This is a genomic window from Phyllobacterium sp. CL33Tsu (genome assembly GCF_900113985.1).
In the GTDB taxonomy this organism is placed as follows: Bacteria; Pseudomonadota; Alphaproteobacteria; order Rhizobiales; family Rhizobiaceae; genus Phyllobacterium; species Phyllobacterium pellucidum.
The window spans coordinates 947,757-974,740 of sequence record NZ_FORJ01000001.1 but is presented as its reverse complement, the minus strand read 5'-3'; the positions used below and the strand labels follow the sequence as shown (position 1 = coordinate 974,740).

Here is a 26,984-nt window from a genome sequence, read left to right as displayed (position 1 = left end):
GAATATTTAAACATTTCTCGTCATTGCGGAACAGCAAAAAATGGGCGCTAGCCGCGAGGAGCGGTGGATCGTGCATGGACGCTCGACAGGGTTCGTTGTAACCATTCTGGCGGGTTGATTTCAAAGGAGGCATGGCATGCAACGATTCACCGGCGGTTGCCTGTGCGGCAGCGTCCGAATTGTGGCATCGGGGTTGCCATACCGGGTCGGCGTTTGTCATTGCCTCGACTGCCGCAAGCATCATGGCGCCCTGTTTTACGCTGCTGCGGTGTTCCCTGAGGACGCAGTAGCGATCGATGGCGAAACGCGCGATTACGCCGGACGGTTTTTCTGTCCCCGCTGCGGCTCGTCGGTCTTCGCACGCACCAAAGACGAGATCGAAGTGCATCTCGGGTCGCTCGATGCCCCCGACCAACTGATGCCTACCTACGAAAGCTGGACGCTGCGGCGCGAGTCCTGGTTGCCGCCGTTCCCGCTGGCGAAGCGGTACGAGCGCGGTCGCAATTCCACAAGCCGCTCCGAGGACTAGGTCTGTCGGTCCGTTACTCCGGAAGACCGGCTTTAAGATAGCCATCGACGAAATGCGCACGTGTAGCGTCGTCGCGAAACGGCTCTGTCGCGGCCCAGCGGCTTGTCGTGAAATGCGGATTGGCGACAAGGAACAGTTGGACCTCGGATCGCGCTTCGTCGAACCGGCCGAGTTGCGCAAGGCTTGCGGCGAGGAACCGCCGTGAGCTCGTGCGATACGTCTCGTCCCGGCGCAGCGTCTCGACGGCCGCTTCGTAGTCGCCGGCCGCGTATTGCGCCTGGCCGAGCGTCAGATAGTACCAGCCCGACGGGAACGGGTTGAGGCGGAACGCCTTGCGGATATGCTCAAGGCCCTCCTCGACCCGCCCGGCCAGAACCGCGATGTCTGACAATGTCGCCCAGGTGTCCGCCTCGTTCGGGTCGAGATCGATCGCCCTGGCGAATTCCGCATCGGCCTCGGCAAAGCAGCGCTCGTAGGCTAGCAGGTTGGCGAGGACCCAGCGGCAGCCGGCGTCATTGGGGTCGATCGCGACGGCCTTGCGCGCCAGATCCAGGGCGAGGCGGCGCGTCGGTTCAATGGGATCGCCCCAATGCACCCATCCCATCCAGTGGTTCATGGCAAGCCAGCGATAGGCTTCCGCATATTCCGGATCGAGCGAAACCGCGCGCGTGAGCATAAGATGCGCTTCCCGCGCCGTCTGCGGCGAATCGTCGATCAGCTTGCGCGCGCGCACGCACAGATCGTACGCCTCGAGACTCTTGGGCCGATTGCGTGGCGGCGGTGCGCGCAGCCGCCCGAGCAAGGCCTCGACGATCTTGGCGGTGACCTCGTCCTGGACGGCAAAGATGTCCTCGAGGCCGCGATCGAAGCGTTCCGCCCAAAGGTGATCGCCATTGACGGCATCAACCAGCTGGGCGTTGATGCGCACGCGCCCCCCGGCATGGCGTGCACTCCCCTCAAGGAGATAGCGCACGCCAAGCTCCTGCGCGATCTCGCGCACATTCGTCGCCTTTCCCTTGTAGGCGAAGGCCGAGTTGCGTGCGATAACGAAAAGGCCCGCGATTCTCGAGAGGTCCGTGGTCAGGTCTTCGGCCAGCCCGTCGGCGAAGGATTCCTGCGCGGGATCGTTGCTGAGATTGACGAAGGGCAGCACGGCTATCGAAGGTTTATCGGGGAGTGCCAGGGGTTTTCGTGCCGGGCCATCGCGCCTTTCGATGGCGCCGGTGAAGCGGTAGCCGACGCGCGGCACCGTGGAGATCCATTCGCCGCCATCGGTTGCTGGGCCAAGCAGTTTCCGCAGCTGCGCGATCTGGACTGTGAGGTTGCCTTCCTCGACGGCCGTGCCTGGCCATGCCGCGTCCATCAGTTCGGCCTTGCCGAGGATTTCGCCCGGCCGGTCGGCGAGCGCCGCAAGCAGCTTTATCCCGCGGTAGCCTACGGCAACAGGCTCATTGTTCCGAAGGAGCGTTCCCGCACCCGGATCAAGCACGAACGGACCAAAGGCAAAGCGCGATCCTTGCATATGGCGGATATAGCCGGTTTGGAACGTTTTGAGAACTCTTTGGGCACGCCTTTAAGAAACCGCATCGTTGACCGGGTTTGCGAGCGTTGCCCCCTGCACCTTCAAGCTATTCGAGGCGCCCGAGGATATGCGCGTCTTCGCGGACGAGGTTGCATGCCGACAACGTTGAGCAATAGGCGGACGATCGCCAAACACGCCCCGTACAGCTCCGTTTGGAAGTTTTGAGAACTATTTGGCAGGGCTTAATTACGACGCCGACCGCATCCTGCACAATTCACCCTTCTTTAGGGCCTTCAGGTCCTGAAGCCATCAGGAGGTTGTCATGGACGATATTCGCACCATTACCCCGGTCCCGCATCAGTTGGTACGGAAGCTCGCGCGCCTGGCGCCTGAACCGCGCCGAGACTACAGCCTCGCGGCGTTGCGCAGCACAATGGCCGCATGGAGCGAGCGGGCCCGCTTTCGCTGGGCACTTGCGCAAATGGCCAAGGACAATCCGCATTTGATTGACGATATCGGCCTGACGAGTTGGCAGGTCGAGGAAGAGATCGCCAAGCGCTTCTGGAGACGGTGAGGTGGGGATCGAAGAATGGCGCACCCGACAGGATTCGAACCTGTGACCTCTGCCTTCGGAGGGCAGTGATCAAGTGATCGGTACGTTCATTCATGTTCATCAATGTGTTTTATATCAATAAGATAAGAAATCAATGTTCGCTCTTGTTCGTTGATGTGCACAGAGGTATATTTGACAGATATTTTACAATTTCAGGAACCGCAATGGCCAAAACTCTAAAAGAAGCGAAGCTCACAACGCCAAATGCTCGCAAAGAATTAAAGTCTGGGGTCCATTGGCGGTCGATCGATCCTGAAATACACCTTGGGTATCGGAAAGGCATACGAGCAGGTCGGTGGCTTGTGCGCTGGTATTCGGGCGAAGGGAAATATCAGCAAGCGACGTTGGGCACGGCAGACGATGTAATAGCCGAAGGCACCCTTTCCTATGCCAGCGCGGAAAAGGCTGCTCGCAAACATGTGACCGCTGCTCGACTTGAGGCGAGGGCAAAGGCGGGGGGGCCATTGATGACCGTAGCTCTTGCCGTTGAGCAATACGTAGAAATGCGAGACGCGACCGATACCAAACGCGCCGGTAGGAAAACCCGCTCCAATGCATCGCAACGGCTGGGCAAGCACGTGACTGGGACGCCGCTATCCGCTGTTGCCTTACATGCTTTGACGGAGCAGGACTTGAAGGCTTGGCGCACAGGGCTTTCCGAAATGAAAACCGCGACTGAAAATCGTCTCATCAGCGATCTGAAAGCAGCACTCAACGCGGCTTGGCAAAATAACCGTAACCGCCTGCGGTCAGATACTCCCACTATAATCAAGTACGGCTTGAAGGCGGCTCAAGTACACGGTGATGGAGAAGAAATCGCTCGTGAAAATCAAATTTTGACAGATGCCGAAGTAGGCAGGCTGATCAAAGCGGCGCAGATCGTTGACAATGGGCGGAATTGGGATGGTGATCTCTACCGGATCGTCCTCCTTTTGGCAGCGACAGGAGCCAGGTTTTCGCAGCTCGTTCGGCTTCGCGTTGCAGACGTTCAGGAAAGCCGTCTCATGGTTCCGACAAGCAACAAGGGGCGAGGCACGAGAGCCAGTAGGATTGCGGTTCCAGTAGGCAAGGACGTCCTGCAAGCGCTTGTTACGGCAACGCAGGGCAGGGCTGGCGAAGAGTTGCTCCTTATGCGCTGGAGGCACAAGCAGAGGGCTGGAAGCATCGAGTGGGCGCGAGATACCCGTGGCCCGTGGCAGCCTACCGAATTGACGCCACCGTGGCAGGAAATCCGCAGGATTGCTGAGATGGCGGATGTAATTCCCTACGCATTGAGACACTCATCCATTGTTCGCGGCATTCGCGCCAACCTTCCAATCCGACTTGTCGCTGCTCTTCACGACACGAGCGTTCAGATGATCGAAAAGCATTATGCCCGTTGGATTGTTGATGGGCTTGATGAATTGGCGGCACGGGCGATTGTGCCCCTGGTCCACTAAGCAGGGGCTGGAAACGTCGTGCGAATTGACGCGAGGGGCGGATGGACTCAGACGCTGTAAGCAGAATCATCGACGCCGTTGGGGCCGAGGACTACCGCAAGCGCAAGTCCCGTGAAGACCTAGTGCTAGACTCGATTGGGCAGGGTTCTGGCATGGCGTCAACGTTGATTTGCGGAGGAGCAGCACGTCACGCGAGAAACGCCTCTCGGCCGCTCTAAAAGCCGCCAACCGATACGAATTGGCACTCCGGGCGCTTGACAAGGACGACATGCCCACAAAACCGCCCAAGGGGGAGCTGCAAATAGGAGTCGAATTGCTCAAGGCCGCGCTATCTCCGCCAGCACCGGAGTCGGAATGGCAACAGAAGGCAGCAAAGAAGATGATCAGAGAACTTCATCTCAAAGAGCGCAGTTCGCTCGAGTGGCTTGTCGGCGTTGAATTGCCGCGGGTCTTCAAGAAGTTCTTCGTTCTAAAAAAGGGGCCGAGCGTTGGTTTTTCTCGAGGCAAAGCCAAAGAAGCGCTAGGCCCATACATCCGGTTTGCGGAGCAAGCACTCCGCGAGCTCGGAATTACGAATCACGGTGAACCATACAGCGCCGATACAATAGCCAAGGCGCTGTTTGATGCGCGAAAGCGACGCTCGCGTCGGACGTTGGGCAAGGCCAAGTAAAAAATCGCGGGCTGCCCAACGACATCTTATCTACGAACTGTGCTGAACTCGCCGTGTACCGCCATTGAATCAGGAGGTAGTCACGATGGACATGGCGCAGCATGCCTTGGCGAGCATCTCCCCGCTCGCTCTGAGCGTTGATAGAGCCGCGGCGGCGGCCGGGATCGGCCGCACGAAGATTTATGAGGCCATCAAGCTTGGGAACCTCAAGGCGAGGAAAGCCGGCAGGCATACCGTTATTCTGACGGACGATCTCAAGACTTTTCTGGAATCGCTGCCAGTGAAGGAGGTCGTGTCATGACCCCTTGGCGCGAATCTCTCAAGGTGCACCGCGCGACTAGCGTGTTTCCACCGCTCGAGCCCAATCAACTAACTGAGGTGGCGGACGCCGTCGGTACGAACGGACTGCTGCACCCGGTTCCCGCCTGTAAGGCCGGCGCGATCGCCGAGGTGATTGTCGCTACGCTGCATATTGATGACATCGTAATCGGCCCGCGGACCAGCAGGGACTTTGGCAATATCGACAGCCTCGCCGCTTCTATCGCGACCGCTGGGTTGGACCGTCGCCTCATTGCCAGCGAGGGTGGTGGCGCGCCCTACCGCCTTCGCCACTGTCAACATCTACTGCTCTTTCCACGGCAAAAAAAGCTAGGTCGCGCCCATGAGCACTGAGCTCGTTCACTACGACGCCGCCTGCCGCGCCATTTCCATTGCCAAAACGGTCGATGAGGTGCGCGAGATCCGTGACCAATCGGCAGCGATGAAGGCCTACGCCCGCCAGGCCAAGAACCGGCAGTTAGAGGCAGACGCCGTCGAGATCCGCTTCCGCGCCGAACGGCGGATCGGCCAGCTAATGCAGGCGCAGCGCGAATCGGTCGGCCTCAACCACGGGACGATGGGCAGCCCGCTCAAGGGAGCGCGGGTTAACAACAAACCCACGCTGCTCGAGGCAGGCATCGACAAGAACCTGGCTCACCAGGCCCGGATCCTATCACGCCAAGATGACGCCAGCTTCGAGCAGACGGTGGCGGAGGTTCGCGCTGGCATCGACCGCGCGGTCAGGACCGTCATTCGCAGCGTCGACATCGAGCAGGCCCGCGAACCCTACCGCAATGCGATCGCCGAAGGCTGCACCGTCAGCGACCTCAATACCCTCGCGGCCTCCGGTTACCGCGCCAAAGTCATTTACGCGGATCCGCCGTGGAAGTTCGAGGTTTACAGCGGTGAGGGCAAACAACGCTCGGCCGATCGGCATTACGACACGCAATCGCTCGCCGACATCATGGCCCTTGGCCCCAGTATCGACGCCATCGCGGCCGAGGATTGCGTGCTGCTCCTCTGGGCCGTCATGCCGGAGCTGCGAGGGGCGCTCGCCGTTATCGACGCGTGGGGTTTCACCTATAAGACCGTGGCTTTCGTTTGGGTCAAGACCGCCGCCGGCGGCCAGCCGATAACCGGGATGGGATATTGGTCGCGAGCTAATGCCGAGCTTTGTCTGCTTGCGACACGCGGCGCGCCCCAGCGTATATCGAAGGACGTTCATCAAGTCGTGATGGCGCCTCGGTGTGAACACAGCGCGAAACCGGACGAGGTCGCCTCCCGCATCGAGCGGCTCCTCCCAGGCCCTTACCTCGAACTCTTCGCCCGAGAGACAAGACCTGGATGGCAAGCTTGGGGCAATGAAATCCTGGCGTCCTGGGTGGCGGTGTAGGAGTGGTTAGATGTGGTCAACCTCCAGACCTCCCAGATCAGCCGGCTTTCCGCCTGGCAGCAAGAAGATTGTGACCAGCAAGGGACATCGCGGAAAGCTGAGCGGCAAGTGGCTCGCCTATAAAGCCTTGCTCATCGCGCCAAACTTATCGAGTAGCCAGCGCCGGGTCGGCGCCGCGTTAATCGACCACATGCATGGCTTACACGGACGTTGTGATCCTGGCATGCGGCGGCTGGTCTGGGACACCGGCTATACGCTCGGCACCGTGCAATCAGCCATTGTCGCGCTCTGTGATCCAAGCAATCCGGACGGGCTTTTCGACAACGTCAATGCGGGACCGGGAAGGCGTCCGAGTTATCAGGCGCGTTGGAGAAGCATCGAGGCGATCGTCGACGAGTTCGAGGCTAGGACGCGTTCACGAACTGTTCAACGACAACCGAACAGTGCGGGTACGCCAACCGTTCGGGAACACCTGAACAGTCACTGTTCGGAAAGTGACCCGCCAACTGTTCGGGAGTTGCCGAACAAAACCAATGTAAGAACCAATACAGGCGCGCGGCCGGCCGCCCCTCAAGCGGCTGCGCCGTGCCGCGCGCCTGTATCTAGCGAAGCAAAAAGTGCATTTGGAAATACCCGTCAGCCGGACCGCGCTCTTGCTGTGAGGGCAAGCGCGCCCAGCTTCCCTCCCGTTGGCGATCCCCACCTGGAGCCGCCGGTGGCGGCTTTAATCCAAGCAGCGTGCGCTGAAGCCGAAAAGGGCAGTGTCGCCAACCCCAAACCTACCCGGCTCGACCGCCCACTCATCACCGCTGAGCAACGCCGTGAGAACGAAGCTTTCGAGCGCCTCGATGCAGGCCTGCGGAACGGCGGAATAGAGTTCTACCTCTCGGCCATGGATCGGCTCGATGCAGATCTTCGCGATATGGCCGTTGCGGCTGAAATCGCCGAACCCGGCGCGGGTGCCGCCACGGTTCGGCTCGCAATTCTGACACCCATAACCGAAAGAAAGGACTAGATGGCCATGAGTACCGAAATTTATGGAGTCCATCCCGATGCACGAGTTGGCGAAGATTTTCAGCCGCGATGGAGAGGGTCTTTCGATGGCCTCGTCGCTTGCTTGCGTGCTCTCGCCCCCGATATTGGTGCCGCTTGGGACCGGGGATCTGACGGTGACACGCTCAAAAACGATGATTGCGTGGCGCTTGCCAACGAACTCGATCGCTGCCTCGCTGACGGCAGCGTCGAACAGTATGTCGCGGAACGTAATGCATACATTGAGCAGCTGCCCCGCGTTCAGTGCGACCGCTGCGGTGGCGCGGGCATTTGTAGCGGTGATAAGAGCCGGGAGAACGAACTATTCGAACTCCTCGGTGAGCTTGCCGAACGCCGTTTGACAGCTGGTTTCGTTGAACAGTGCAATTGCTGCAGTGGCGCGGGCACCTTCAAAGATGGGAGATCATATAGAGACTTGTATGTCTCCGATGTACGAGAATTCAGCGAATTCCTGCGTCATTGCGGCGGCTTCTACACCAAGTGAATCCTAAGCTGGATGGCTTCTTCAGAATGCGGTATTATAATACCGCTATGCTTACAGCCAGACAGGAAGCCTTTTGCCGCAATCTTGCTGAAGGACGCTCGCAATTTGAGGCCTACAGGAAGGCTGGCTATCGATCGAAAGGGCGAAACGCAACTGATGCACATGCCGCAAGGTTGGCAAGAAATGGCAAGGTGGCCAGCAGGGTGGCGGAATTGAAGGAGAAGGCAGCACGACGAACCGAAAAGACCGTTGCCTCGCTGGTTGCGGAACTTGACGAAGTCATTGTTTTCGCACGGCAATGCAGCAATCCGTCCGCCATGATCGCTGCAATCGCCCAGCAAAGCCGGCTGCTCGGACTTGAGGCTCCACGGTCGCTCGAGATCATGCATCGTCCCGCCCCGCTGCCGACAAAAGTGCTTGAACTTACCGTCGAAGAATGGACGGCGCAGTTCTCCCCACGCGGGCTTCCCGAGCCCAGCAGAACTTTAAAGCCCCTCAGGCAGATCCGGGCGGAAAAGCCACCAAAAGTGCTTGCCGTCCAGGAAATCGTCGCCGAACCGCCGGATACATCGGGGGCGCAAACCTGGGTACCTGGCGAGATTTGCCTCGATGACGATGAACAGTAAAACAGCGAGAAGCGCCTATCCGGTTACTCGGGCTCGGCTTATCGCCGACTTGAGAGAAATTGCCACCGAAGCGGAGAAGCATGGTGATATGGCTGCGGCCGATGAGGCACTCGAATTGGCATGGCGCATTGCTTTGTCCGAGTGGGAGAACCGCACGCTTCACTAAGCATCCGTTGCATTTTGCTGGCATCCACTCGTAAGCTGTTGTATCATTTGCTCAAGGAAATGATACAAAAATGAGGGTATAGGTATTGATAACAAAGGGAAAGTGAAGGCTGTTGCCTATCTCCGTACCTCCAGTTCGGCCAACGTTGGCCAGAACAAGGATAGCGAAAAGCGGCAGCGAGATGCCATCAATGCCTACGCGCAGGCAGCAGGCTATGACATCGAGGACAATTACTACGACGCGGCCGTCAGCGGTGCCGATCCGGTGACGGCACGACCTGGCTTCTCAATTATGCTGGAGCGGCTATTGTCGAACGGCGTGCGAACGATCCTGGTCGAGACTGCCTCCCGATTTGCCCGCGACCTCATCGTGCAAGAAACCGGGCACGCTATGTTAAAGGCGCGCGGCATAGATCTGATCGCAGCTGACAGTCCCGACAGCTTCGTCGCCGACACGCCAACGGCGACACTGATCCGCCAGGTGCTCGGCGCAGTCTCGGAGTTTGAAAAGGCCATGCTGGTGGAAAAGCTGCGTGGAGCGCGTGAGCGCAAGCGGAGGGAAACCGGCCTCAAGGTCGGCGGCCGACGAAACTACACCGAGATAGAAGGCGGCGCCGAGATGGTTGCGCTGGCGAAGAAGCTGGGTCGCTATCCGGTCAACGGCAAGAGGCGGTCTCTGGCGGATATCTCCGACGAGTTGGCTCGAGCCGGCTACCTTTCAAGCGCTGGAACCCGCTTCACCAGAGCATCTGTGTCTCGCATGATCAGCCGTAGCAGGCGGACGTCCTAGGTCTCCTCGGCAGGAGGCGGACCCCGGTTCATCGGCAGGCGGGGTGGGCGTCGAAAAAAGGGCCCCACCTCGAGATGGCGCTGCGGTCAGACAACTACTCGCAGCATCAACAAGGATTTGGCATTATAAGCTATCTAAATAGTTGATGTTTACTCATTTTGGACGACAGCAATATTTGCAACGGAAAACATGCTACAAAAGGTGTGGGCAAGCGGATGAGTACAGCAGAGACGATCGCGTTTAGCAGATCAGTTAAGGCTATGCGCTTGGCGATTGACCGAATGACTAATTCCCTCCCTAAGCCAGCGATCGTTCAGACGGTGGGAGGGGCACACTATCGATATCGTGAAGAGCTTGTCGGCCAAGCGTTGTTTTTGAAGTCCGTCCGCATTCTCAGCGCACTTCTTGCTGGACGGACGTTGCTGGAGGCTGGACTTTTTTTAGATGCCGGCGCATCGATGAGAATCTTGGATGAGGTTGAGTCCGATATCCTATTCTTGGCTGGTCCGATCATCTTCCGTACTGCTCCCGAGAAGGGTCACGAGCAATATCTGAAAGAATTCTTTCAAGAAGAGTTCGATCACCCTGATCCCCTTAAAGCAACACAGAAACGGCATCGGGTTGGCCGCCGGGACATCAGAGCATATGTGGCTCGAGCATATCAGGCCGGGATGGGCGTCAGCGACATTATATCTGTGACAGAAACGATTGAGAGAATCTTTTCTGGGTATGTTCATGGTGCCGCCGTGCATACTCTAGACACCTACGATGGGCGTCATTTCCGTGTGCCTATGGTGCGAGGCGACCGTTCGCTGGAGGCACTAAGGGACCAATTTAGCCAATACACCTCGCGGGCTTTAACGGCGCTAGCAACCGCTGCGAAAGCAATAGGCGATGAAGACCTCTTCTCGAACTTGTATCGGCTTAATCACGAATTATACGACGAATATGGCACCCTTCGCTCCCAAGCCGGGACACGGTCAGGCTAGAGGATCATATGACGTCCTTCACACTCGATATGAATTGTTTGATCGCTATCGAAAAGGCCGAGCCAGTGCAAGCTGATGTCCTTGCTTTGATCGACAAAGAAACATCGATCTCGCGATGGTTGCGTCCGGGGCATCCGAAAGACAGCCTGGCGGAGGCTATCTCCAAAATATTTCAGATTTCGAAGCCCGCATGGCTGAGCTTGGGTTTCACTCTATAGAGTTGCTCAAACCCATAGGCAAATCGGGGATCAGCTTCTGGGGGCACGCGATATATCCCACTGACGAAATGGTGGCGAGGGAAACGAGCAAATTCAAGGTATTGATCCCGCAGCACTCAGCGTCTTGGCCAGAATATGCTTCCGCCTACGGGGCTGATGTCATGACATATCGTCAGTAGCCGGAAGCGCTGGAAAAACATGCGGTTCGACGCTCAGGCATTTTGTGCGCATGAGCACGGCAGAGACCATTTTGTCACCATTGACGACAATTTTCGAAGGAAGCTCGTTTTGACCGGCATTGTCCCAGCCGACGTCATTGTGGCTCCTAAACAGGCAATTGCGAAAATCTAACGTTCAAAAGAGCTACCAGCGACCTATGCCGAAATGCGCATGGCAGCAAGGCGCGCAACTATCTGGCGCCAGAAAGTAAGAAGTATAGCCCCCGCTGCTGTTGGGGCATCAGGTCTTTAACTTCCAATCGAGACTACTCGTATTTTCAAGATCTAGGGCTCTGTTCGCACTCGTTCGGGACACTCGGCGAGATCGGGTTGGCCCCGGGCAAAAAGTGTGAAGGATCGGTCCGATCCGCTCTCATTTCGCCATGTTCATTCACGCTGCACGGTAGCTTTTTTGGGTCATCCAGTCCGAGTTGCTCAGTCCGCGTAACTCAATGCGCAGATCGCTTGCAAAGGTCGAGACCGGTGCCACGGTCGGATACAACAAGCGGCCGCCGGGTGTAACACGACAACACTCGGTGCTCTGCAGCGCGATACAAAGCTGTCTCCCTGCGGCAACACTCCACGCCTTTCCGGGACCCACCTGGCGGGTAGGCGGTTTGCGCTTCTGATTTCGACCCGTTCACCGTAATGTTACACGAGATCCTGCCGGAGGGAGTAGGCAGCGTCGGCACGGAGGTGCCGGACGTGCAGGCTATGAGACCTGCGGAGAGGGGAGCATAGCAATGCGCGCATTTTCCCGCGGACTTCGTGTTCAATTTTGGACACAGTGCTTTTCACAATTCAGATTGCTGGCGGCAATTACGCTTTTAACGGCAGTTACAGTTTCGGCACACGCTCAGACGAACTGGAACGGAACCAGTTCCTCCGAATGGGTTGATCCTGGCAACTGGACTGCCGGCGTTCCAATCGCGGGAACAAGTGCAAACATCAATACTGTGATGTCGAATGCAACAGTGCTTAGCACCCCGGGCGCAGTTGCCCTCAACCTATCTGTCGGCCAGAACCGGACAGGAATGCTTACAATTCAGGCCTCAGGTTCATTGACAGATTTTGGCGGGTTTGTCGGCAGTTTGCCTGGCGGGCAGGGGATAGTGACTGTCACTGGCACCGGATCCGTGTGGACGAACACCGGAACTGTCGTGGTCGGCGGCCAAGGCGCGGGGACACTCATAATCCAGGACGGCGGCACGGTAACAAGTGGCGGCGGCGGCTCCGTCGGACTGTCTGCCGGCTCGTCTGGTACGGTGATGGTGACCGGCGCAGGCTCGCGTTGGATCAACGCCCCAGGTGGTGGGCTCAATGTCGGCAGTTTTGGCAAGGGCCTGCTTACGATCGAGAATGGCGGGATGGTCATCAACAACACCAACTTCGCCGCCAACATCGGCAATGGTGCAGGCGCGACCGGTCTGGTGACGGTAACCGGCGCGGGCTCGACATGGAGCAATAGTGTGGGGATGAACGTTGGCGGGTCGGGCACAGGAACTCTGACAATTACAGACGGCGGCATTGTCTCCGCTGGACCCACCGCGATCGCGGCCAACGCTGGTTCGGTCGGAACGCTCAACATCGGCGGCGGGACAGGCAGTCCGGCGGCTGCCCCCGGTGCGCTTACGGTGCCTAGCGTTACGTTTGGTGCTGGCATCGGCACGCTCAACTTCAATCACACTAGCGCAAACTACGTTTTTGCCCCTGCGGTCAGCGGGAGCGGGACTGTCAACGTGCTCGCGGGCACCGCCACGCTCACAAGTGCCAACAGCTACAGCGGCGCAACAAATGTCAACGCGGGCACGTTGCGTGCAGGGGGCCTGAACACTTTTAGCCCCAATTCGGCAATGATGATTGCGAGCGGTGGAACACTCGATCTCAACGGGTTCAGTCAGACCGTACCCCGCGTCACCAATGGCGGCTTGGTGACCATGGGGACGAGTACTGGGCCGGGCACGGTGCTCACGACGGCCAGCTACATTGGGAGGGGCGGAACGATTAGTTTGAACACGTTTTTGGGTACCGACGGATCACCCTCCGATCGGCTGCTGATCGACGGGGGTCCGGCGACCGGCACAACCCGCATGAGCTTCACCGACACGGGTGGCGGCGGCGCGTTAACCACTGGCGACGGTATCCTGGTTGTCGACGCTCAGAACGGCGGCAGGACCGCGCCTCGCGCCTTTGCCGGATTCGCCGCTGCAGGGCCCTTCGACTATCTTCTCTTCCGTGGCGGTTCGACGCCCGGCAGCGAAAACGACTTGTTCCTGCGTAGCAATCTCCAGCCGATACCGCCGGAACCTTCATCGCCTGGAGCCGAACCTGACCCTAACCCTGAGCCGCCGTCGCCGCCGGGACGGCCGGTACCGCGCTACCGCCCGGAGGTATCACTGTATGCGGCGATGCCGGTACTGGCCTCGATCTATGGCCGCCATATCATTGGCACGCTGCATGAGAGGATGGGTGGCGATGCACAATTGCTCGGGCCGGGCAAGCAGGACGTGCCCGACGGAATGTGGGGCAGGATTATCGGCTACTGGGGCCACCGCGACGGTGATCCGATCGGCATTTATGGTCGCAGCGGTCCTGCATTCGACTACGACTTTGGCGCGGTCCAGACCGGCCTCGATCTTTACCGAAACGAATATGCCAACGGCCAGCGCGACAATGCCGGCCTTTATGTGGCCGTCGGCCGCGCCAATGCCGATGTCGAGCATAACCTCCTGGGGCGTACCTTCAAAGGAGGCGAAGACAAATTCAACGCAGTTACCGTCGGCGGCTACTGGACGCGCTTTGGCGAGAGCGACTGGTACGTTGATGGCGTCCTGCAGGGAACCTGGTACGACATGGACATGACAGCATCGCGGGGCTTGCGCGACGGTGACACGAACGGCTTCGGTCTGGCAGCCTCGCTTGAGGGGGGATATCCGTTCCACCTTGGCAATGACTGGCTGCTCGAGCCGCAGGCCCAGCTGGTCTACCAGGCGCTCAACATTGACGATTTCAACGACGGTGCGGCCGATGTCAGTTATTCCGATACCGATTCACTAGCCGGCAGGCTCGGCGCACGGGTGGCGCGCGACTGGCACATTGGTGCGGCCGACGCCAGTGGCCGGGCGGCCCGCAGGTTCAGCCTGTGGGTTCGCGGGGACATCTGGCACGAGTTCCTCGACGAACCGACGACGGAGTTCTCCTCGGCGACTGGTGCTATCCCCTTTACCGCTGACCTGGGCGAGACGTCTGGCAGGCTTGGGATCGGCGCGGCTATGCAGGTGACGAATGCCACGACCGTATATGGCAACGTCAACTATGAAAGCAGTTTCGAGGGCGATGCCGATGCCTGGGCCGGTAAGGTCGGCTTCAAAACGACTTGGTAGCTTGGATCATTTGGGGCAAGACCTTGGCCCCGCACATTTGTAGACAGCTTCTCATTATCAGCTTCAGTGGTGCCTTAACTGATAGCCAAGAGCGACGCCGTACAGAATTGGTACGTCGGCTATGCGCGCGTGTCCAGCGTCGGGCAGGAACATGCGGAACAGGTGGAACGGCTGAAAACGGCCGGCGTGACCAAAATATTCCAGGAGTAGCCCTCGGGCGTCGACCGCGAGCGGGACAATTCCTGGACTATGTGCGGGATGGCGACACGTTTTTGGTAACGAAGCTTGATCGCCTGGCGCGGTCGGCCATTGATCTGCTCAACATCATTCGGGAAATGCAGGGCAAGGGCGTCGCCTTTAAGGCGCTGGACCAAAGCCTCGATATGACGACGCCGGCTGGCAAGCTCCAACTCCAGGTACTCGCGGCCGTTGCCGAGTTTGAAACGGCCATTCGCCGCGAGCGGCAAATGGAAGACATGGCACGGGCCAAAGCCGAGGGACGCACGGGCGGCCGGCCCAAATTTGTCACGGACGCCATCGCCGGCGAAAGCTTTCGCTCGATCGCGAAGAGCGTCGGTTTCAGCGTGGCAACGATCCATAACGTTTTGAAGAGCGCGCCGGCGAGGGGGTAATACCGAGGATTGTTTGTTCGAGATGATGTAATTTTGGAATGCGGCTGCGGGCTCTGTTACAGCCCGCAGCCGCTGTTGCAGGCGACCGTCCGAGGAAAGGGTTGCACCCGTCGTCATCACGGCTCCCTGCGGCATGCTGCCATCGCTTGGAGAGTTGATTGGGCCGCTGTTTCACGCCCGCAAACAATCCGAAGCCTGCACCCGAGAGGATAGCATCAGTATGGCCTTTCTGCATCATCCCCCGTCACGCTGCCTGGGTTTCGATATCGCCAAGGAGACGATCGCCGTTTGCGATGGTCGAAGGTGATCACCATCGCCAACCGGCGCAGTGACATCCGCCGCTTCCTCAGCGTTCGAACGCCGATCTCGCCGTCTGCGAGCCGACGGGAGGGTTCGAGACCCTTCTCATCGAGGAATGCCAGCGATGCGGCCTGGCCGTCCATCGCTGCGACACCCGCAAGCTCAATGCCTTCATCCGTTCGAAAGGACGGATTGGCAAGAGCGATGCGATCGATGCGCGTGAACTGTCGGCCTATGGTCTGGAGCGCTGGGCAAGCCTGGTCTTGTGGTGTGCACAGGAGTGCAGGGAGGTGCACCTCAAGGCACTCGTGCGAAGGCGCAGCGACCTGATGGCGATGCGGGTTGCCGAGCGCAACCGGTCGAAGGCACCCGGTGCCCGCAGGCTCGCTGCAACCTTCAAGGCGACACGCGCCGTCATCGACAGGCAGATCGCCCAGATTGACCGTGACATTGCCGTCCTGACCGGAACCGGCCCTCTCAAACGCCGCGCCGAGATCGCCACCGCCATGACCGGCATCGGCAAGACGACGGCTGCAGCCCTCATTGCCACCTTGCCCGAGCTCGGGCGGATGGATCGGCGCCATGCCGCCTCGCTTGCCGGCCTCGCGCCTCACCCGAACGAAAGCGGCAAGACAATCGGCTATCGCAGGATCCGCGGCGGGCGGCCCGAGGTTCGAACGATCCTCTTCATGCCTGCCATGCAGGCCGCACGTGGCAAAGGCGAGTTCGCCGCCTTCTACAAACGTCTCGTCGCCAGTGGCAAAAAGCCGATCGTCGCTCTCGCTGCCGTCATGCGAAAGATCGTTGTCGTGCTCAATGCGAGACTCAGAGACGACCTCGTTCAACAGAGTTGATGACGATGGGTCGTGCGGCAACGACCATTGCCCAAAGAGGACTCCGCGCCCCTATGCGTTGGTCACAATCGGTATTGGCTTTTATGGGCCACAAAGGCTTCCGATGCGGTGGCGGTGACGGCTACGCTGGGACTCGCGATGAAGCACGAGCCGGCATTACACTACCCGCCATAGGCGGAGGCCTCGATGTTCTGGCTCACCGAAGGTCGCTCGGCATCTAAAGATTATACGCCTTCACCAAACTGTTTAAACGCGGTCAATGAACAAAAGGCAAATCAGCCTCACACTCGCCTCGGCTTCGCCGCCGCGGGAAAAATATATGCACGAGGATCGGGATATCAAGCCTGCCATATTTGGAATTATATTTGTCGTTGGGATGCTAGGGCTGCCTCACGAAAGCGGGTGGTTCTTGGGTTGAGGGCGCCTATTGCGTCAGATCGCGTCGTTTCCCGCGACTGCTAACAAGTCGATCGTTGAGTTCAACCCGAGGCAGGATTGCGAATTCAGTTAGGATTCACACCGCTGCACTTGGGCTTTTATGCATACATTTGGGACGCACGTTACATTGTCGCGAACCTCGAAGTGGAGTATGTTGTATTGTAGAATCGTGCCATCAACTGCCCGATTGACAACCCCCAAACCCGTCGTTGCTTGAACACAGCGACGGGTTATTTACACTTCCTTTTGAACTAACTGCACAGCATGCCGAGCGTTTGATGCTTGTCAGTGGGCAATTGAAGAGGAAGTGATTGAACTGGTCGGCCAGAAGGTTGATAAAAGGTGGCATAGGACAAAGTTGCGATCATAGGGCTGGCCGACATCTGGCCTAACGCTCCGCGAATAGCGATTGAAATGCGAGTGCTCCGAATGACAAGAAACGCGAACTCTAAAAGTCGCTTCTAGACTGCACCGTGACTACCTACAATTCTCGACAATCAACTGGAGCCCAGTCTGCACAAGGGGAATATTCATGCGAAACTTCCTGACACTGATCGCGGCCACGTCAATAACACTTTCGTCTGTGATGGCTTACGCACAAAACCAGAACCCGCTTCCCAAGGCCAGCGACGCGCTTGTTCGATACGGGGACGACATCGAGGGCTGGACTGTCTATACAAATCAAACCCGCGGAGATTGTTTGATCGTGCGCTCGGATGGCCCAAGTTCGGTGCAAATGGGCGTTACGGCAAATCAAGAGGTCGGGTATCTCGGTGTATTCACCAAGGTCGATATCGGCCTCAAGAACGGGAATATGTCGGACATCTTCGTTTCTATCGACGGTCAGCTTTACAAAGGTGTGGCCACCACCACGAGCGGCGACCTTAAGGACGGCTATTCTGGTGGCTATATCTTGACTGATGACCCGAAGTTTAAGCGCGCCGTCGCGAAGAGATATAAAATGACTGTATTTCCGGAAACAAAAGGAGCCTTTGTTGTTGATCTGAAGGGGACCTACAAGGCAATGGCAGCAGCCCGCAAGTGCCTCAAGCATTGACTGCCCCTCTAGCTGCTCTCAACTGTAGCCCATAGGCTTTATTGGCGTTATTTCACCCAAGCGCCACGTTATTGTTAGTTGCAATACGAGAATAGTGGGACCCGCCGGTGGCGGGCCACCTTGTCGTTCGTCGTGAAGAGATAGGCGCCCCCCATCAGTATTTGATGGCGCGACCCGTTTGACGAGCGTCCTGCTTTGTCGATCGCTTATCCTGCCGGCACGCCGCATTGCTTTTCTGATCAGCGGCGCGACAATCCTGCTTTGCTTGTCGTGCATCAGGACGCGCTTGCTGGCGGGTGTCCCGTGCCTGTTGGCGTTGTTGCGATTGGTCGGTCGCCCACGAAATTCCCGGTAACGCCACGAGGGATACCGATACTATCGAAGCGGCGAATAGGGACTGCAATTTAAACATTTTAGTATCCTCCCACGAATGGGTTGTCAGAGCGATACTAACGCGTAAGGGTCGCCCGACCAAAGGCGGCTGGATATCCGGTAGTCGTCAGCGATCAACGTTATACGCTCGGATAAGGGTTTAGTTTTCCGAAAAGGGCTCGCTGCCGCGTGGTCTGCAAACAGCGGGCTTATTTTCGGCAATCACCGAAAAGGCGGAATGCCCTTCCACCAACTATAGTACGCTTTGGCTGCTTGAAATCCAAACGATATCACGCATCGTTGCGGTACAAGCAAAATCCCCAATAAAGTTAACCTCGCCAACAGAGTCCGCTTGCATGGTGCAAGATTTAGATCAAGCTGAACTAGCGCCGGACGCACCCTAACCTTTTCAGGGCAAGGCCAACACCCCGTGTCCGGCGCCACGCCTTCAACTAGCTAAATTCCCGGCGGAAAACTCAAGTGGCCTTCTACCACTCCATGTTCGCTAAAGTAGATCCTAAATCGCTAACAGATCTGGTGACCAAAGCAAGGACCTCGTGTGTTGCGGGCAATTAGGAGTATTGTGTAATGACATCCGACCGAACGGAGAAGCCGGCTGATCAGGTACTGCGTCCCGACTTGGTTGCGGGTCTCACAGTGGCGGCGGTCGTACTGCCCAAAGCTATGGCCTATGCGACCGTCGCTGGCTTGCCAGTCAGCGTAGGGCTATACACGGCCTTTGTCCCGATGATCGTTTATGCACTTCTGGGCACCTCACGGGTTCTGAGCACGAGCTCAACGACCACCTTGGCAATACTCACCGCCACTGAGCTGGGCATGGCCGTGCCTGACGGAGATCCCGGGAAGCTAATCATAGCGACAGCGACGCTCACAGCCCTAACCGGCTCCCTGCTGGTTCTGGCTTCCTTCCTTCGTCTTGGGTTTGTTGCAACCCTGATTTCAGCGCCTGTGCTGACCGGGTTCAAGGCGGGCATTGGGCTCGTCATAGTCCTCGATCAAGTGCCGAAGCTTTTTGGCGTCCACATATTGAAAGAAAGCTTTTTTCGCGACGCGTTTAGCCTTGTCCAGCATCTTCACGAAAGCTCCCTCATCACGCTGGCACTGGGAGTGGCGGCCTTGATCCTGCTCCTGGTTACGGAGCGCGTCTGGCCGCACTCTCCAGCACCGCTGGCGGTGGTCGGCGCCGGCATTGCCGCGTCCTGGTTAGGCGATTTGAGTGGAGCTGGCGTGGCAACGGTCGGTCTCATCCCCCAATCGTTGCCTTCGATAACGTTGCCAACCCCCGGCCTCGCAATAACGCTGCTCCCGGGGGCAATTGGCATAGCGCTTATGAGTTTTACCGAGACGATTGCCGCCGGCCGCGCCTTTGCTGTCCCGTCCGACCCGCCAATCAGGGCAAATCGGGAACTTATCGCTATTGGCGCAGCGAACTTGTCTGGCGCCTTTTTTGGTGCCATGCCTGCTGGTGGCGGGACATCGCAGACGGCCGTGGTGCGCGCCCTTGGGGCGCGGACGCAGAAGGCATCGCTCGTCACGGCTGGTGTCTCGGCGGCAACCATGCTGGCTCTGGCCCCGTTGTTGGTACCTCTGCCACAGGCCGTGCTCGCGGCTATCGTAATTGTCTATTCAATCGGTCTGATCCAGCCGCTCGAATTCGCATCGATCCGCAAGGTCCGCACGATGGAGTTCCGATGGGCGGTCGCGGCTTTCCTCGGTGTGCTCGCATTTGGTACCCTTCAGGGGATAATAGTTGCGATCGTGCTGTCGCTGCTCGGACTGTCAAGTCAGTCGACGCGTCCACGTGTCCATGTGATCGGTCGCAAACGAGGGTCTGATCTGCTACGCCCAATATCGCCGGAGCATCCGGATGACGAAACCTTTGATGGACTCCTGATCGTGCGTCCGGAAGGAAGGTTATTCTTTGCTAATGCCCAGCATGTCGGCGATCGCGTCCGGGAACTCGTTACTCAGAACAAGCCCAGCGTACTCATGCTAGACCTCAGCCGGGTCTTCGATATTGAATATTCCGCACTTCAAATGATGATCGACGGCGCACGCCGTTTCGCAAAGGAGGGAACAGCGACGTGGCTCGCGGAGCTTAACCCGGACGTCCTCGATTATGTGCGGAGGTCGGGCTTTGCCGACCACGTCGGCGAGGATCGTATGTTTTCCAATGCCGAAGCAGGCCTCCGGCGATATCTCAACGAGTCCGCCCCCCAGACCGCCGACCGTTGGGTAGAGCACCATGCGTTTCAACGTCTGGGCGCCTTGCTCCAGGGTCCGATGAAGGTGTGTTCCCTGCGCCGCCTGCGCAGTGATGCAATGGGCCAGCGGGGCGACCCACTGATCTTTATCCTTTTTACAAGTCGGGGCAGCAAGGTAGTGAATCCTACCCCGATTAATTACGTGGATCACTCGGCGAGTCAGACTCCGTATTCTCCAGTGCCCACTTCGGATCATGCTTCCGTGTATTCGGTCCGCAGCAGCTCGGCCCCCATGTAGTTGCAGCAGCCAGTGCCGAGAATGTGTCACGCATTTGGCCTCTGGTCACAACGCGAACGTCCGCTTCCTTGCAGGCATCGATGAAGGCTGTCCGAACCTCTCTCCTGAAAGCTGACTCGAAGCGGTAACACGCAGCCGACAGGAATAGTCTATCTTGCGCGGGCCAATGATTGCAGAGGTGTTCAACAGCTTGCGAAGCAGGAGAGATCGTTCGAGATTTTCTTTTGACGACTGTCGCTGCAATCGCAACGTCGTCAAAATGAAATGCGGATTTGATCGCGTTGAGGAAAATTTCCGTGTTCTTGATATCTAGATAGATCGTCTTGGATTTCTCAAGCCATTATCACCGTCGATCTTCAACGTGCAGGTGTCGTCGTCGTACCGCAGCTTCTTCAACTGGCGCATGTGCATTGCGATCTCTCCTCCACCACTTTTTGCCGCTGGACTTGGATGGGAACGTCACAACGTAGACAACCCAGGCCAAGAGGGTTATCTCGATTGTTTCACGCAACACCAAACAATTTGTAGGCTCCGCAGGCCACTGAGCCCGGCTTCTGTCAAGAATTACATATCAACAACGCCAGCGCCTCGTTGTAAGTCCAATCGGTCAGTTACCGCCGTCCCTCGTCTCCTGGCTCAGAAGTGGTATAGGTGTGGTGATTTGGCAACACTTTGCATTTTTTGATCAACGTTATGATCCTCGACACTTGAAAGGGATAAGCTGCAGCGATTGCTGAAGCAGAAATGCTCGGGCGGGCAATCTGGAGGGGATCGCATGGCTATTCGGACGCTTTTTCTGATATCGGGTGCAGTCCTCGTGACGACGTCGGCCTATGCGGCGGATGCAGTCGTCGTTGCGGAGCCCGAGCCTGTTGAATATGTCCGGGTATGCGATGCCTACGGGGCGGGGTTCTTCTATATCCCGGGAACCGAAACATGCCTCAAGGTCAACGGTTACCTGCGCTTCGAGTTTTCCGGGGGGGATAACGTGTTTACCGGCGGCCCCGTTGGTGCAGGCGGAAATGATACCTGGCGTGTCCGCACCCGCGCCGAAATTCGTTTTGACGCGCGTTCCGAAACAGAACTTGGCACGCTGCGGTCGTTTATTGACACTCGTTTTCAGAATACTAACAGCGACGACGCCGGAGGCACGCTGCATCAGGGGTTTATCGAGCTGGGCGGGTTCCAGATGGGCGTCAACGACGTCCTCTTCGGCTCCTGGCTCGGCTATGCCGGGACGATTATTCAGGACGACGTGATCCAATATGGATCCGATAGCATTTCCAGCAATCAGATCAGCTACACCTTCAAGGGTGGCAACGGATTTTCCGCTGTCGTCGCCGCGGAACAGGGCATGGTATTCAACGGTTATGACTACGTCATCGATGATTACATGCCGCATGTCCTTGCCGGCGTGAAATATCAACAGGGTTGGGGCCAGATTGGCGCTGTTGTCGGTTATGATTCCGTGCAGGACGCCGTCGGCGTCAAGGCACGACTCGACGTGAGCCTCACGGATGCAATATCGGCCTGGATCATGGCGGGCTATCAATCCGACTATGATTCTGATTCTTTCATCACCAATCAGAACAAAAACTGGTACGGGTTGTGGGAAGGCGACTGGGCCGGCTGGGGCGGCTTTGCCGTCAAGGTTACCGACAAGGCGACGATCAACGGCCAGGCGGCTTATGAAGAGCAGGGCACCTGGGCTCTCGCCCTCAACGTCAACTACGAGCTTGTGCCAGGCTTCTTTATCAGGCCGGAAATCGACTACACCAAGTTCGGCGGCGACCGAAAGGAAGTGGCAGAGAGCGATTTCGGTGAGGATGACGCACTCGGCGGCATCATTCGCTTCCAGCGCAACTTCTAGATCCTTCAAGACTGTTACCGTAATTTTTTTGCTGGAGCCAAGGCCTAGGTTTAGAGTTGTGGGTTGGGCAAGAATGTTTGTTTTGAGGAGAAGGCTGAATGGGGGAGCCGAAGATGAATCCGGCGGTAGTGGATCACCTGCCGGCATTTATTACACTGCCGGGACAGAGCGACTGGCTTTTTAACGCCGTCGTGGTCTTCCTTCTCATCGTGGTTCTTGCCGTAGGCAATCTCTATTTCCAGTTGCACGCCGTGCCGGAGCGCATGGCGCACCGCACCAACAAGGTGCAGATTGAAATCGTTGCAGTATTGGCGCTGATCTCGCTGTTTACCCATAATCACATCTACTGGATTCTTGGGCTGCTGCTCGCAATGATCGAGTTTCCCGATTTCTCGACCCCGATGGGATCAATTGCCCAGTCGCTCGAGCGGATCGCCGGAAAGGAGCCAGAGGCGACTGGCGGAGACGTGGCAGCGACAGGGGTCGGTGAGAGAACGCCCGGCTCCAGTGAAGGAATCTGAGCCATGTTCGAGTTGATGCTTTGCTCCATGCTCACGATCTTCCCCGATTATCTCTTCCGTCGCTATGTCCAGGGCAAACGTCTCGGCCGGGAAATCACGCTCTATACGGTGTGGTACGAGTTGCGCTGGGGCATCACCACGTGCCTGCTCTTGACCGTGACGCTCATAACCATGATTTTCTACTTTCATCCGACGACGCAAAACGTCACCGCCATCTTCCGCACAATCACGATCCTGCCTGAGACCAATGGGCGCGTCGCCGAAATCTATGTCGTCAACAACCAGAAAGTGGAAGCCGGCGCACCGCTGTTCCGCCTCGACAGCTCCGAACAGGAGGCCGCAAAGCAGACGGCACAGCGCCGCATCGCCGAGGTGGACGCGGCGATTAGCGTGGCAGAGACCGAACTTGTTGCTTCCGATGGTTTGATCCAGCAGGCGCAGGGCGCCTATCAGCAGGCGCTCGACGAACTATCGACAAAACAGGAAATCATGCGTCGCAACCAGAACGTCGTTGCACCGCGCGAGATCGAGCGGCTGCAGGTCGCCGCCACAGGGCGGCAGGGCGCGGTTGACGCCGCCATTGCCAATAAACAAACGCTGCAGACGCAAATCTCGGCGCTGTTGCCCGCGCAACGGGCGAGCGCCGAAGCCGCGCTGGCTCAAGCTCAGGTCGAACTTGACAAGATGGTCGTTCACGCCGGCGTTTCGGGGACCATTCAGCAATTCGGGCTGCGCAAGGGCGATTTCATCAACTCGCTGATACGCCCTGCCGGGATCCTCGTTCCGAGTGAAGCGGGCCGCGTATCTCTCGTCGCCGGCTTCAACCAGATCGAAGCGCAGGTGATGAAGCCAGGCATGATCGCCGAAGCAACCTGCATCGGCAAACCATTCATCATCATACCAATGGTTGTCACGCAGGTGCAGGACGTTATTGCCGCCGGGCAGCTACGACCGACGGATCAGCTTATCGACGTGCAGCAAATCAGCAAGCCCGGAACCTTGACCGTCTATCTGGAACCGATATTTTCCGGAGGCCTCGACGGTGTTTCGCCGGGCAGCAGCTGTATTGCTAATGCCTATACCAGCAATCACGCAGCGCTCGAATCCCAGGATCTCGGCACGCTGCAGCGGATCTTCCTCCATGGCGTGGATGCCGTCGGTCTCGTCCATGCGGGTATTCTGCGCATGCAGGCCTTGGTGCTGCCGGTTCAAGTCCTGGTGTTTAGCGGCCATTGATGTTTCCGCCTTATTTAAGGGCGTCTTGCTGGTCCTCAATTACTCGGATCAATTATTGGGGTCTTCGACTTTGGCCACGGCGTAGGCTCAAGAATAAGAGCCTTGTAGGCATAAGCGTGTTCGTCAAAACTTGAAACAAGGTGAGATATCGTTCAACTGGCGTTCGTTGAATTGATCCAGGGGCCCTTCACAATGATAGCGTAGTAACCTCTCCGGGATAGATGTATGGTCTATCCTCGACGAGAAGGGCCCGCTCGTTCAACTGCGCATGGTTTGAAAGGCAATGAGATGACGCAAGCCGCCGGCTGGTTGTTCGCCTCGGAGACCTTCCTGGGGCTCAGCGTTGCGAGTCTGGTTTATAGGCTCACGCGTCAATGAGTGCCGCCTTCAGTACGTTTGCGCTGGTGCTGGCCTCGATTTTTCCCGTGGTCAACCCGCCCGGTTCGGCGCTCGTGTTTCTCGGTCTGACGACCGGCGCGACGCCCGAGCTTCGCGCCATCCTTGCAAGACGCATTGCGCTGAATTCCTTCGTCCTACTCGTGTGCTCATTCTTGCTGGGCGCGCTGATCCTGCAGTTTTATGGCATTTCAATCCCCATCCTTCGCATCGCCGGTGGATTCATCGTCGCGGTGGCCGGCTGGAAACTTCTCAATGAAGGAAGCAGAAAGGAACTCGAAACCCCGACGGGGGGCGTCTCGAACAAGAAACTGCTCGATCAGGCCTTCTATCCCCTAACTCTGCCGCTGACGACAGGGCCGGGGTCGATGGCTGTCGTGATCAGCATCGGACTTTCGGAGGCAACGATTGCGAGGCCCGCGGACCGGATAATATTCGTGGTGGCGAGCGTTGCCGCCATCGCCGTTCTGGCGCTGACGATCATGCTTTGTTTCACCTATGCGGATCGAATTCAGCGATTTCTCGGGCCTGGAGGCACCGATATCGCCGTTCGCCTTTCCGCGTTCATTCTGTTTTGCCTTGGCCTGCAGATACTATGGTCGGGAGGAAATGAATTGTTGAGATCCGTACTCATCGCAAGTCCCGCCCCATTGCTATGAACCGGCTTCAGCTGCCTATCAGGCTATGACGCCGACGATGACGGTCCCCCAGGTGGTGAGGAGAATGTGGCCGATGGGGACTGCGGGCGTATAGCCGAGGACGGCAACCGGACTCCCCGAGCGGTCCTGCACAGCCGCCATGCCGGCCGTCATTGTCTGGGCGCCGGCGAGCCCGCCGAGGAGCAGTATCGGATTCATGCGGAGCAGGTAACGTCCGACATAGAGTCCAATGATCATCGGCGCAAGCGTGACGACCATCCCGCCAAATAGAAGTCCGACGCCCGCCTCAGCTATGGCGGAGACAAAGACAGGTCCGGCGTGAAGGCCGGTCATTGCGACGAAGGCGGCCAGGCCAAGTGCAGTCATAAGCGAGACGGCACCGTCCGGTATGCGGCCGAATAGTGGAAACTGCGTGCGCAAATGGCCGACGATCAGTCCCGCCAGCAAGGTTCCGACGCTTGTGCTCAAGGATATTCGCATATCCCCGATTGGAATAGTGACGAGCACGCCAACCAGCCCCCCAAGGAAGATGGCAAGGCCAAGTACAAAGAAGTCGGTTGCCGTTGTCGGCGCAATGATGACGCCCACCCGCTTGGCGGCCCGTGCGACGACGGCCTCGGGCCCCACGAGCCGGAGGATGTCGCCCCGCTGTACCGCGATCCCGGGTGCGAGCGGAAGCTCCTCGGTGCCGCGCGTGATTGCTCGCAGGTAGAGGCTGCGCGCCCAATCCTGTTTTGCGGTGTCGGCAATGCTCCGCCCGTCGACTTCCCGGTTCGTCACAAGCACGTCCGCGACTGAAACCGGGATATCGAGGAGTTCGCGATCCTCGACTTCCTCGGCACGGGGACCGAGTACTTCCACCAGACTCTCTCGTCGGCCAGACACTGCAACAATATCACCGGCGCACATCTTAAACTCCGGTGTCGCCTCGAAAATCTTTTCACCTCGGCGCACGCGCTGGATAAACAATCGGTGCTCGGGAAATTTGACTTCGGCCGCCGCTATGGAAAGGCCATCAACGGGCGCGCCTTTCGCAATCAGGTAGGAGCGGAGTTCGAACCTGTGCCAAGCCGAAGATACGCCCGCCGCCGTCCGTTTGATGCCAAGTTCTTTTTCCAGCTTCAGCGCCTCGGTCGGAAGGTCGATGCCGAGCAATTTCGGTCCAGCGACACTGCAGAACAAAATGACGCCGACAGCGCCGAAGATGTAGCACACCGCATCGGCAACGGCGACGTGCGCCACCAGTCGCGCCCGCTCGGCCTCCAAAAGCGGGAGTGCGTTGATCGCCTCTGTCGCCGTTCCCATGGCGGGGCTCTCGGTGAGCGAACCTGAAACAAGGCCCGCGGCGAAACCTGCATCAAGTTTCAGCGCCTTGGCGATCACGATCGCAGTAAGCAAGCCCGTCACGCAGACGACCACAGCGAGTATAACGGGCTTCAAGCCGTCCCTTTTAAGCGCCTGGAGGAATTGTGGACCGACGGAATAGCCGATGCCGAAGAGGAAGAGAAGAAACAGAAAGGATTTGGCCATGCTGGCGGTCGGCACCTCGGCGAACTGGCCGATCAGAATCCCGGCAAAGAGGGAGCCGGTGACAGGGCCGAGGCCGAAGCCCCTGATCTTCACGCCCCCGATCAGATAGCCGATGCTGATTGCAAGAAACACGGCAAGCTCCGGATATTTTACCAGGAAGTGCTCGAACCAGACCATAACAAAACC

At 58.1% G+C, this 26,984-nt stretch carries 25 protein-coding genes; 21 read left to right on the top strand and 4 right to left on the bottom strand.

Going from position 1 to position 26,984, the window contains the following annotated elements:
* Positions 1–136 precede the first annotated feature (136 nt).
* Positions 137–529: a GFA family protein gene (locus tag BM074_RS04815; protein WP_091920119.1), complete on the top strand. Its 393-nt coding sequence runs from the start codon at positions 137–139 to the stop codon at positions 527–529.
* Between the two features lie 13 nt (positions 530–542).
* Here the strand turns inward: BM074_RS04815 and BM074_RS04810 are convergent, their stop codons facing one another.
* Positions 543–2,051, bottom strand: a complete 1,509-nt coding sequence (locus BM074_RS04810) for a winged helix-turn-helix domain-containing tetratricopeptide repeat protein (RefSeq protein ID WP_091920117.1) — start codon at positions 2,049–2,051, stop codon at positions 543–545.
* A gap of 322 nt (positions 2,052–2,373) precedes the next feature.
* Here BM074_RS04810 and BM074_RS04805 point away from each other — a divergent pair, with 322 nt between their 5' ends.
* From BM074_RS04805 to BM074_RS04785, 4 genes are all read left to right on the top strand, one after another.
* Positions 2,374–2,625 (top strand): DUF1127 domain-containing protein, encoded by a 252-nt coding sequence (locus tag BM074_RS04805; protein ID WP_228017226.1) that lies wholly within the window; start codon positions 2,374–2,376, stop codon positions 2,623–2,625.
* A 92-nt stretch (positions 2,626–2,717) separates the two neighbouring features.
* Positions 2,718–4,103, top strand: a complete 1,386-nt coding sequence (locus BM074_RS04795; RefSeq protein WP_244532733.1) for a tyrosine-type recombinase/integrase — start codon at positions 2,718–2,720, stop codon at positions 4,101–4,103.
* A gap of 268 nt (positions 4,104–4,371) precedes the next feature.
* Positions 4,372–4,773, top strand: a complete 402-nt coding sequence (locus tag BM074_RS04790; RefSeq protein ID WP_175498895.1) for a hypothetical protein — start codon at positions 4,372–4,374, stop codon at positions 4,771–4,773.
* 85 nt (positions 4,774–4,858) lie between these two features.
* Positions 4,859–5,074, top strand: a complete 216-nt coding sequence (locus tag BM074_RS04785; protein WP_244532732.1) for a helix-turn-helix domain-containing protein — start codon at positions 4,859–4,861, stop codon at positions 5,072–5,074.
* A 68-nt stretch (positions 5,075–5,142) separates the two neighbouring features.
* Here BM074_RS04785 and BM074_RS22685 read toward each other — a convergent pair whose 3' ends face one another.
* Entirely contained in the window at positions 5,143–5,394 is a 252-nt protein-coding gene (locus BM074_RS22685; protein ID WP_139217628.1) for a hypothetical protein, read from the bottom strand.
* Positions 5,395–5,434: 40 nt separating this feature from the next.
* Between BM074_RS22685 and BM074_RS04775 the strand changes: the two genes are divergently transcribed.
* From BM074_RS04775 to BM074_RS04730, 9 genes are all read left to right on the top strand, one after another.
* A complete protein-coding gene (locus tag BM074_RS04775; RefSeq protein WP_244532731.1) occupies positions 5,435–6,484 on the top strand; it encodes an MT-A70 family methyltransferase in 1,050 nt (349 codons plus the stop codon).
* A gap of 10 nt (positions 6,485–6,494) precedes the next feature.
* Positions 6,495–7,499, top strand: coding sequence for a hypothetical protein (locus BM074_RS22680; RefSeq protein ID WP_139217627.1), 1,005 nt, complete (start codon positions 6,495–6,497; stop codon positions 7,497–7,499).
* On the top strand, positions 7,500–8,021 hold the full coding sequence (locus BM074_RS04765; protein WP_091920100.1) for a hypothetical protein: 522 nt from the start codon (positions 7,500–7,502) through the stop codon (positions 8,019–8,021).
* A 26-nt stretch (positions 8,022–8,047) separates the two neighbouring features.
* Positions 8,048–8,647: a terminase small subunit gene (locus BM074_RS04760; RefSeq protein ID WP_348271654.1), complete on the top strand. Its 600-nt coding sequence runs from the start codon at positions 8,048–8,050 to the stop codon at positions 8,645–8,647.
* 268 nt (positions 8,648–8,915) lie between these two features.
* Positions 8,916–9,602, top strand: coding sequence for a recombinase family protein (locus BM074_RS04750; protein WP_244532730.1), 687 nt, complete (start codon positions 8,916–8,918; stop codon positions 9,600–9,602).
* Positions 9,603–9,883: 281 nt separating this feature from the next.
* A complete protein-coding gene (locus BM074_RS04745) occupies positions 9,884–10,591 on the top strand; it encodes a hypothetical protein (RefSeq protein WP_139217626.1) in 708 nt (235 codons plus the stop codon).
* A gap of 8 nt (positions 10,592–10,599) precedes the next feature.
* Complete coding sequence (locus BM074_RS22675; RefSeq protein ID WP_139217625.1) at positions 10,600–10,809, top strand: hypothetical protein; 210 nt, start codon at positions 10,600–10,602, stop codon at positions 10,807–10,809.
* 961 nt (positions 10,810–11,770) lie between these two features.
* Positions 11,771–14,410 (top strand): autotransporter family protein, encoded by a 2,640-nt coding sequence (locus tag BM074_RS04735; RefSeq protein ID WP_091920089.1) that lies wholly within the window; start codon positions 11,771–11,773, stop codon positions 14,408–14,410.
* Positions 14,404–15,042, top strand: coding sequence for a recombinase family protein (locus tag BM074_RS04730; RefSeq protein ID WP_348271653.1), 639 nt, complete (start codon positions 14,404–14,406; stop codon positions 15,040–15,042). The genes BM074_RS04735 and BM074_RS04730 overlap by 7 nt, the downstream gene beginning before the upstream one ends.
* A 215-nt stretch (positions 15,043–15,257) precedes the next feature.
* On the opposite strand, the gene BM074_RS23250 is transcribed toward BM074_RS04730, so the two are convergent.
* Entirely contained in the window at positions 15,258–15,638 is a 381-nt protein-coding gene (locus BM074_RS23250; RefSeq protein WP_244532729.1) for a hypothetical protein, read from the bottom strand.
* Here BM074_RS23250 and BM074_RS23245 point away from each other — a divergent pair.
* The 7 genes from BM074_RS23245 to BM074_RS04690 all read left to right on the top strand — a co-directional run bounded on the left by BM074_RS23245 (position 15,633) and on the right by BM074_RS04690 (position 25,268).
* Positions 15,633–16,196, top strand: coding sequence for a transposase (locus tag BM074_RS23245; RefSeq protein WP_244532728.1), 564 nt, complete (start codon positions 15,633–15,635; stop codon positions 16,194–16,196). The genes BM074_RS23250 and BM074_RS23245 overlap by 6 nt on opposite strands.
* Positions 16,197–17,166: 970 nt before the next feature.
* Positions 17,167–17,691, top strand: coding sequence for a hypothetical protein (locus BM074_RS04720; RefSeq protein ID WP_091920087.1), 525 nt, complete (start codon positions 17,167–17,169; stop codon positions 17,689–17,691).
* Positions 17,692–18,651: 960 nt separating this feature from the next.
* Positions 18,652–20,586, top strand: a complete 1,935-nt coding sequence (locus tag BM074_RS04710) for a SulP family inorganic anion transporter (RefSeq protein ID WP_091920084.1) — start codon at positions 18,652–18,654, stop codon at positions 20,584–20,586.
* A gap of 775 nt (positions 20,587–21,361) precedes the next feature.
* Positions 21,362–22,456, top strand: a complete 1,095-nt coding sequence (locus BM074_RS04705; protein ID WP_091920082.1) for a porin — start codon at positions 21,362–21,364, stop codon at positions 22,454–22,456.
* 98 nt (positions 22,457–22,554) lie between these two features.
* The gene (locus BM074_RS04700) at positions 22,555–22,977 is read left to right on the top strand and encodes a hypothetical protein (protein ID WP_091920080.1); all 423 of its coding nucleotides are present in this window, start codon (positions 22,555–22,557) and stop codon (positions 22,975–22,977) included.
* A 3-nt stretch (positions 22,978–22,980) separates the two neighbouring features.
* The gene (locus BM074_RS04695) at positions 22,981–24,213 is read left to right on the top strand and encodes an HlyD family secretion protein (RefSeq protein WP_091920079.1); all 1,233 of its coding nucleotides are present in this window, start codon (positions 22,981–22,983) and stop codon (positions 24,211–24,213) included.
* A 374-nt stretch (positions 24,214–24,587) separates the two neighbouring features.
* Positions 24,588–25,268 (top strand): MarC family protein, encoded by a 681-nt coding sequence (locus BM074_RS04690; protein WP_091920077.1) that lies wholly within the window; start codon positions 24,588–24,590, stop codon positions 25,266–25,268.
* An 18-nt stretch (positions 25,269–25,286) separates the two neighbouring features.
* Here BM074_RS04690 and aspT read toward each other — a convergent pair whose 3' ends face one another.
* A complete protein-coding gene (gene aspT / locus BM074_RS04685; RefSeq protein WP_091920066.1) occupies positions 25,287–26,975 on the bottom strand; it encodes an aspartate-alanine antiporter in 1,689 nt (562 codons plus the stop codon).
* Positions 26,976–26,984 lie beyond the last annotated feature (9 nt).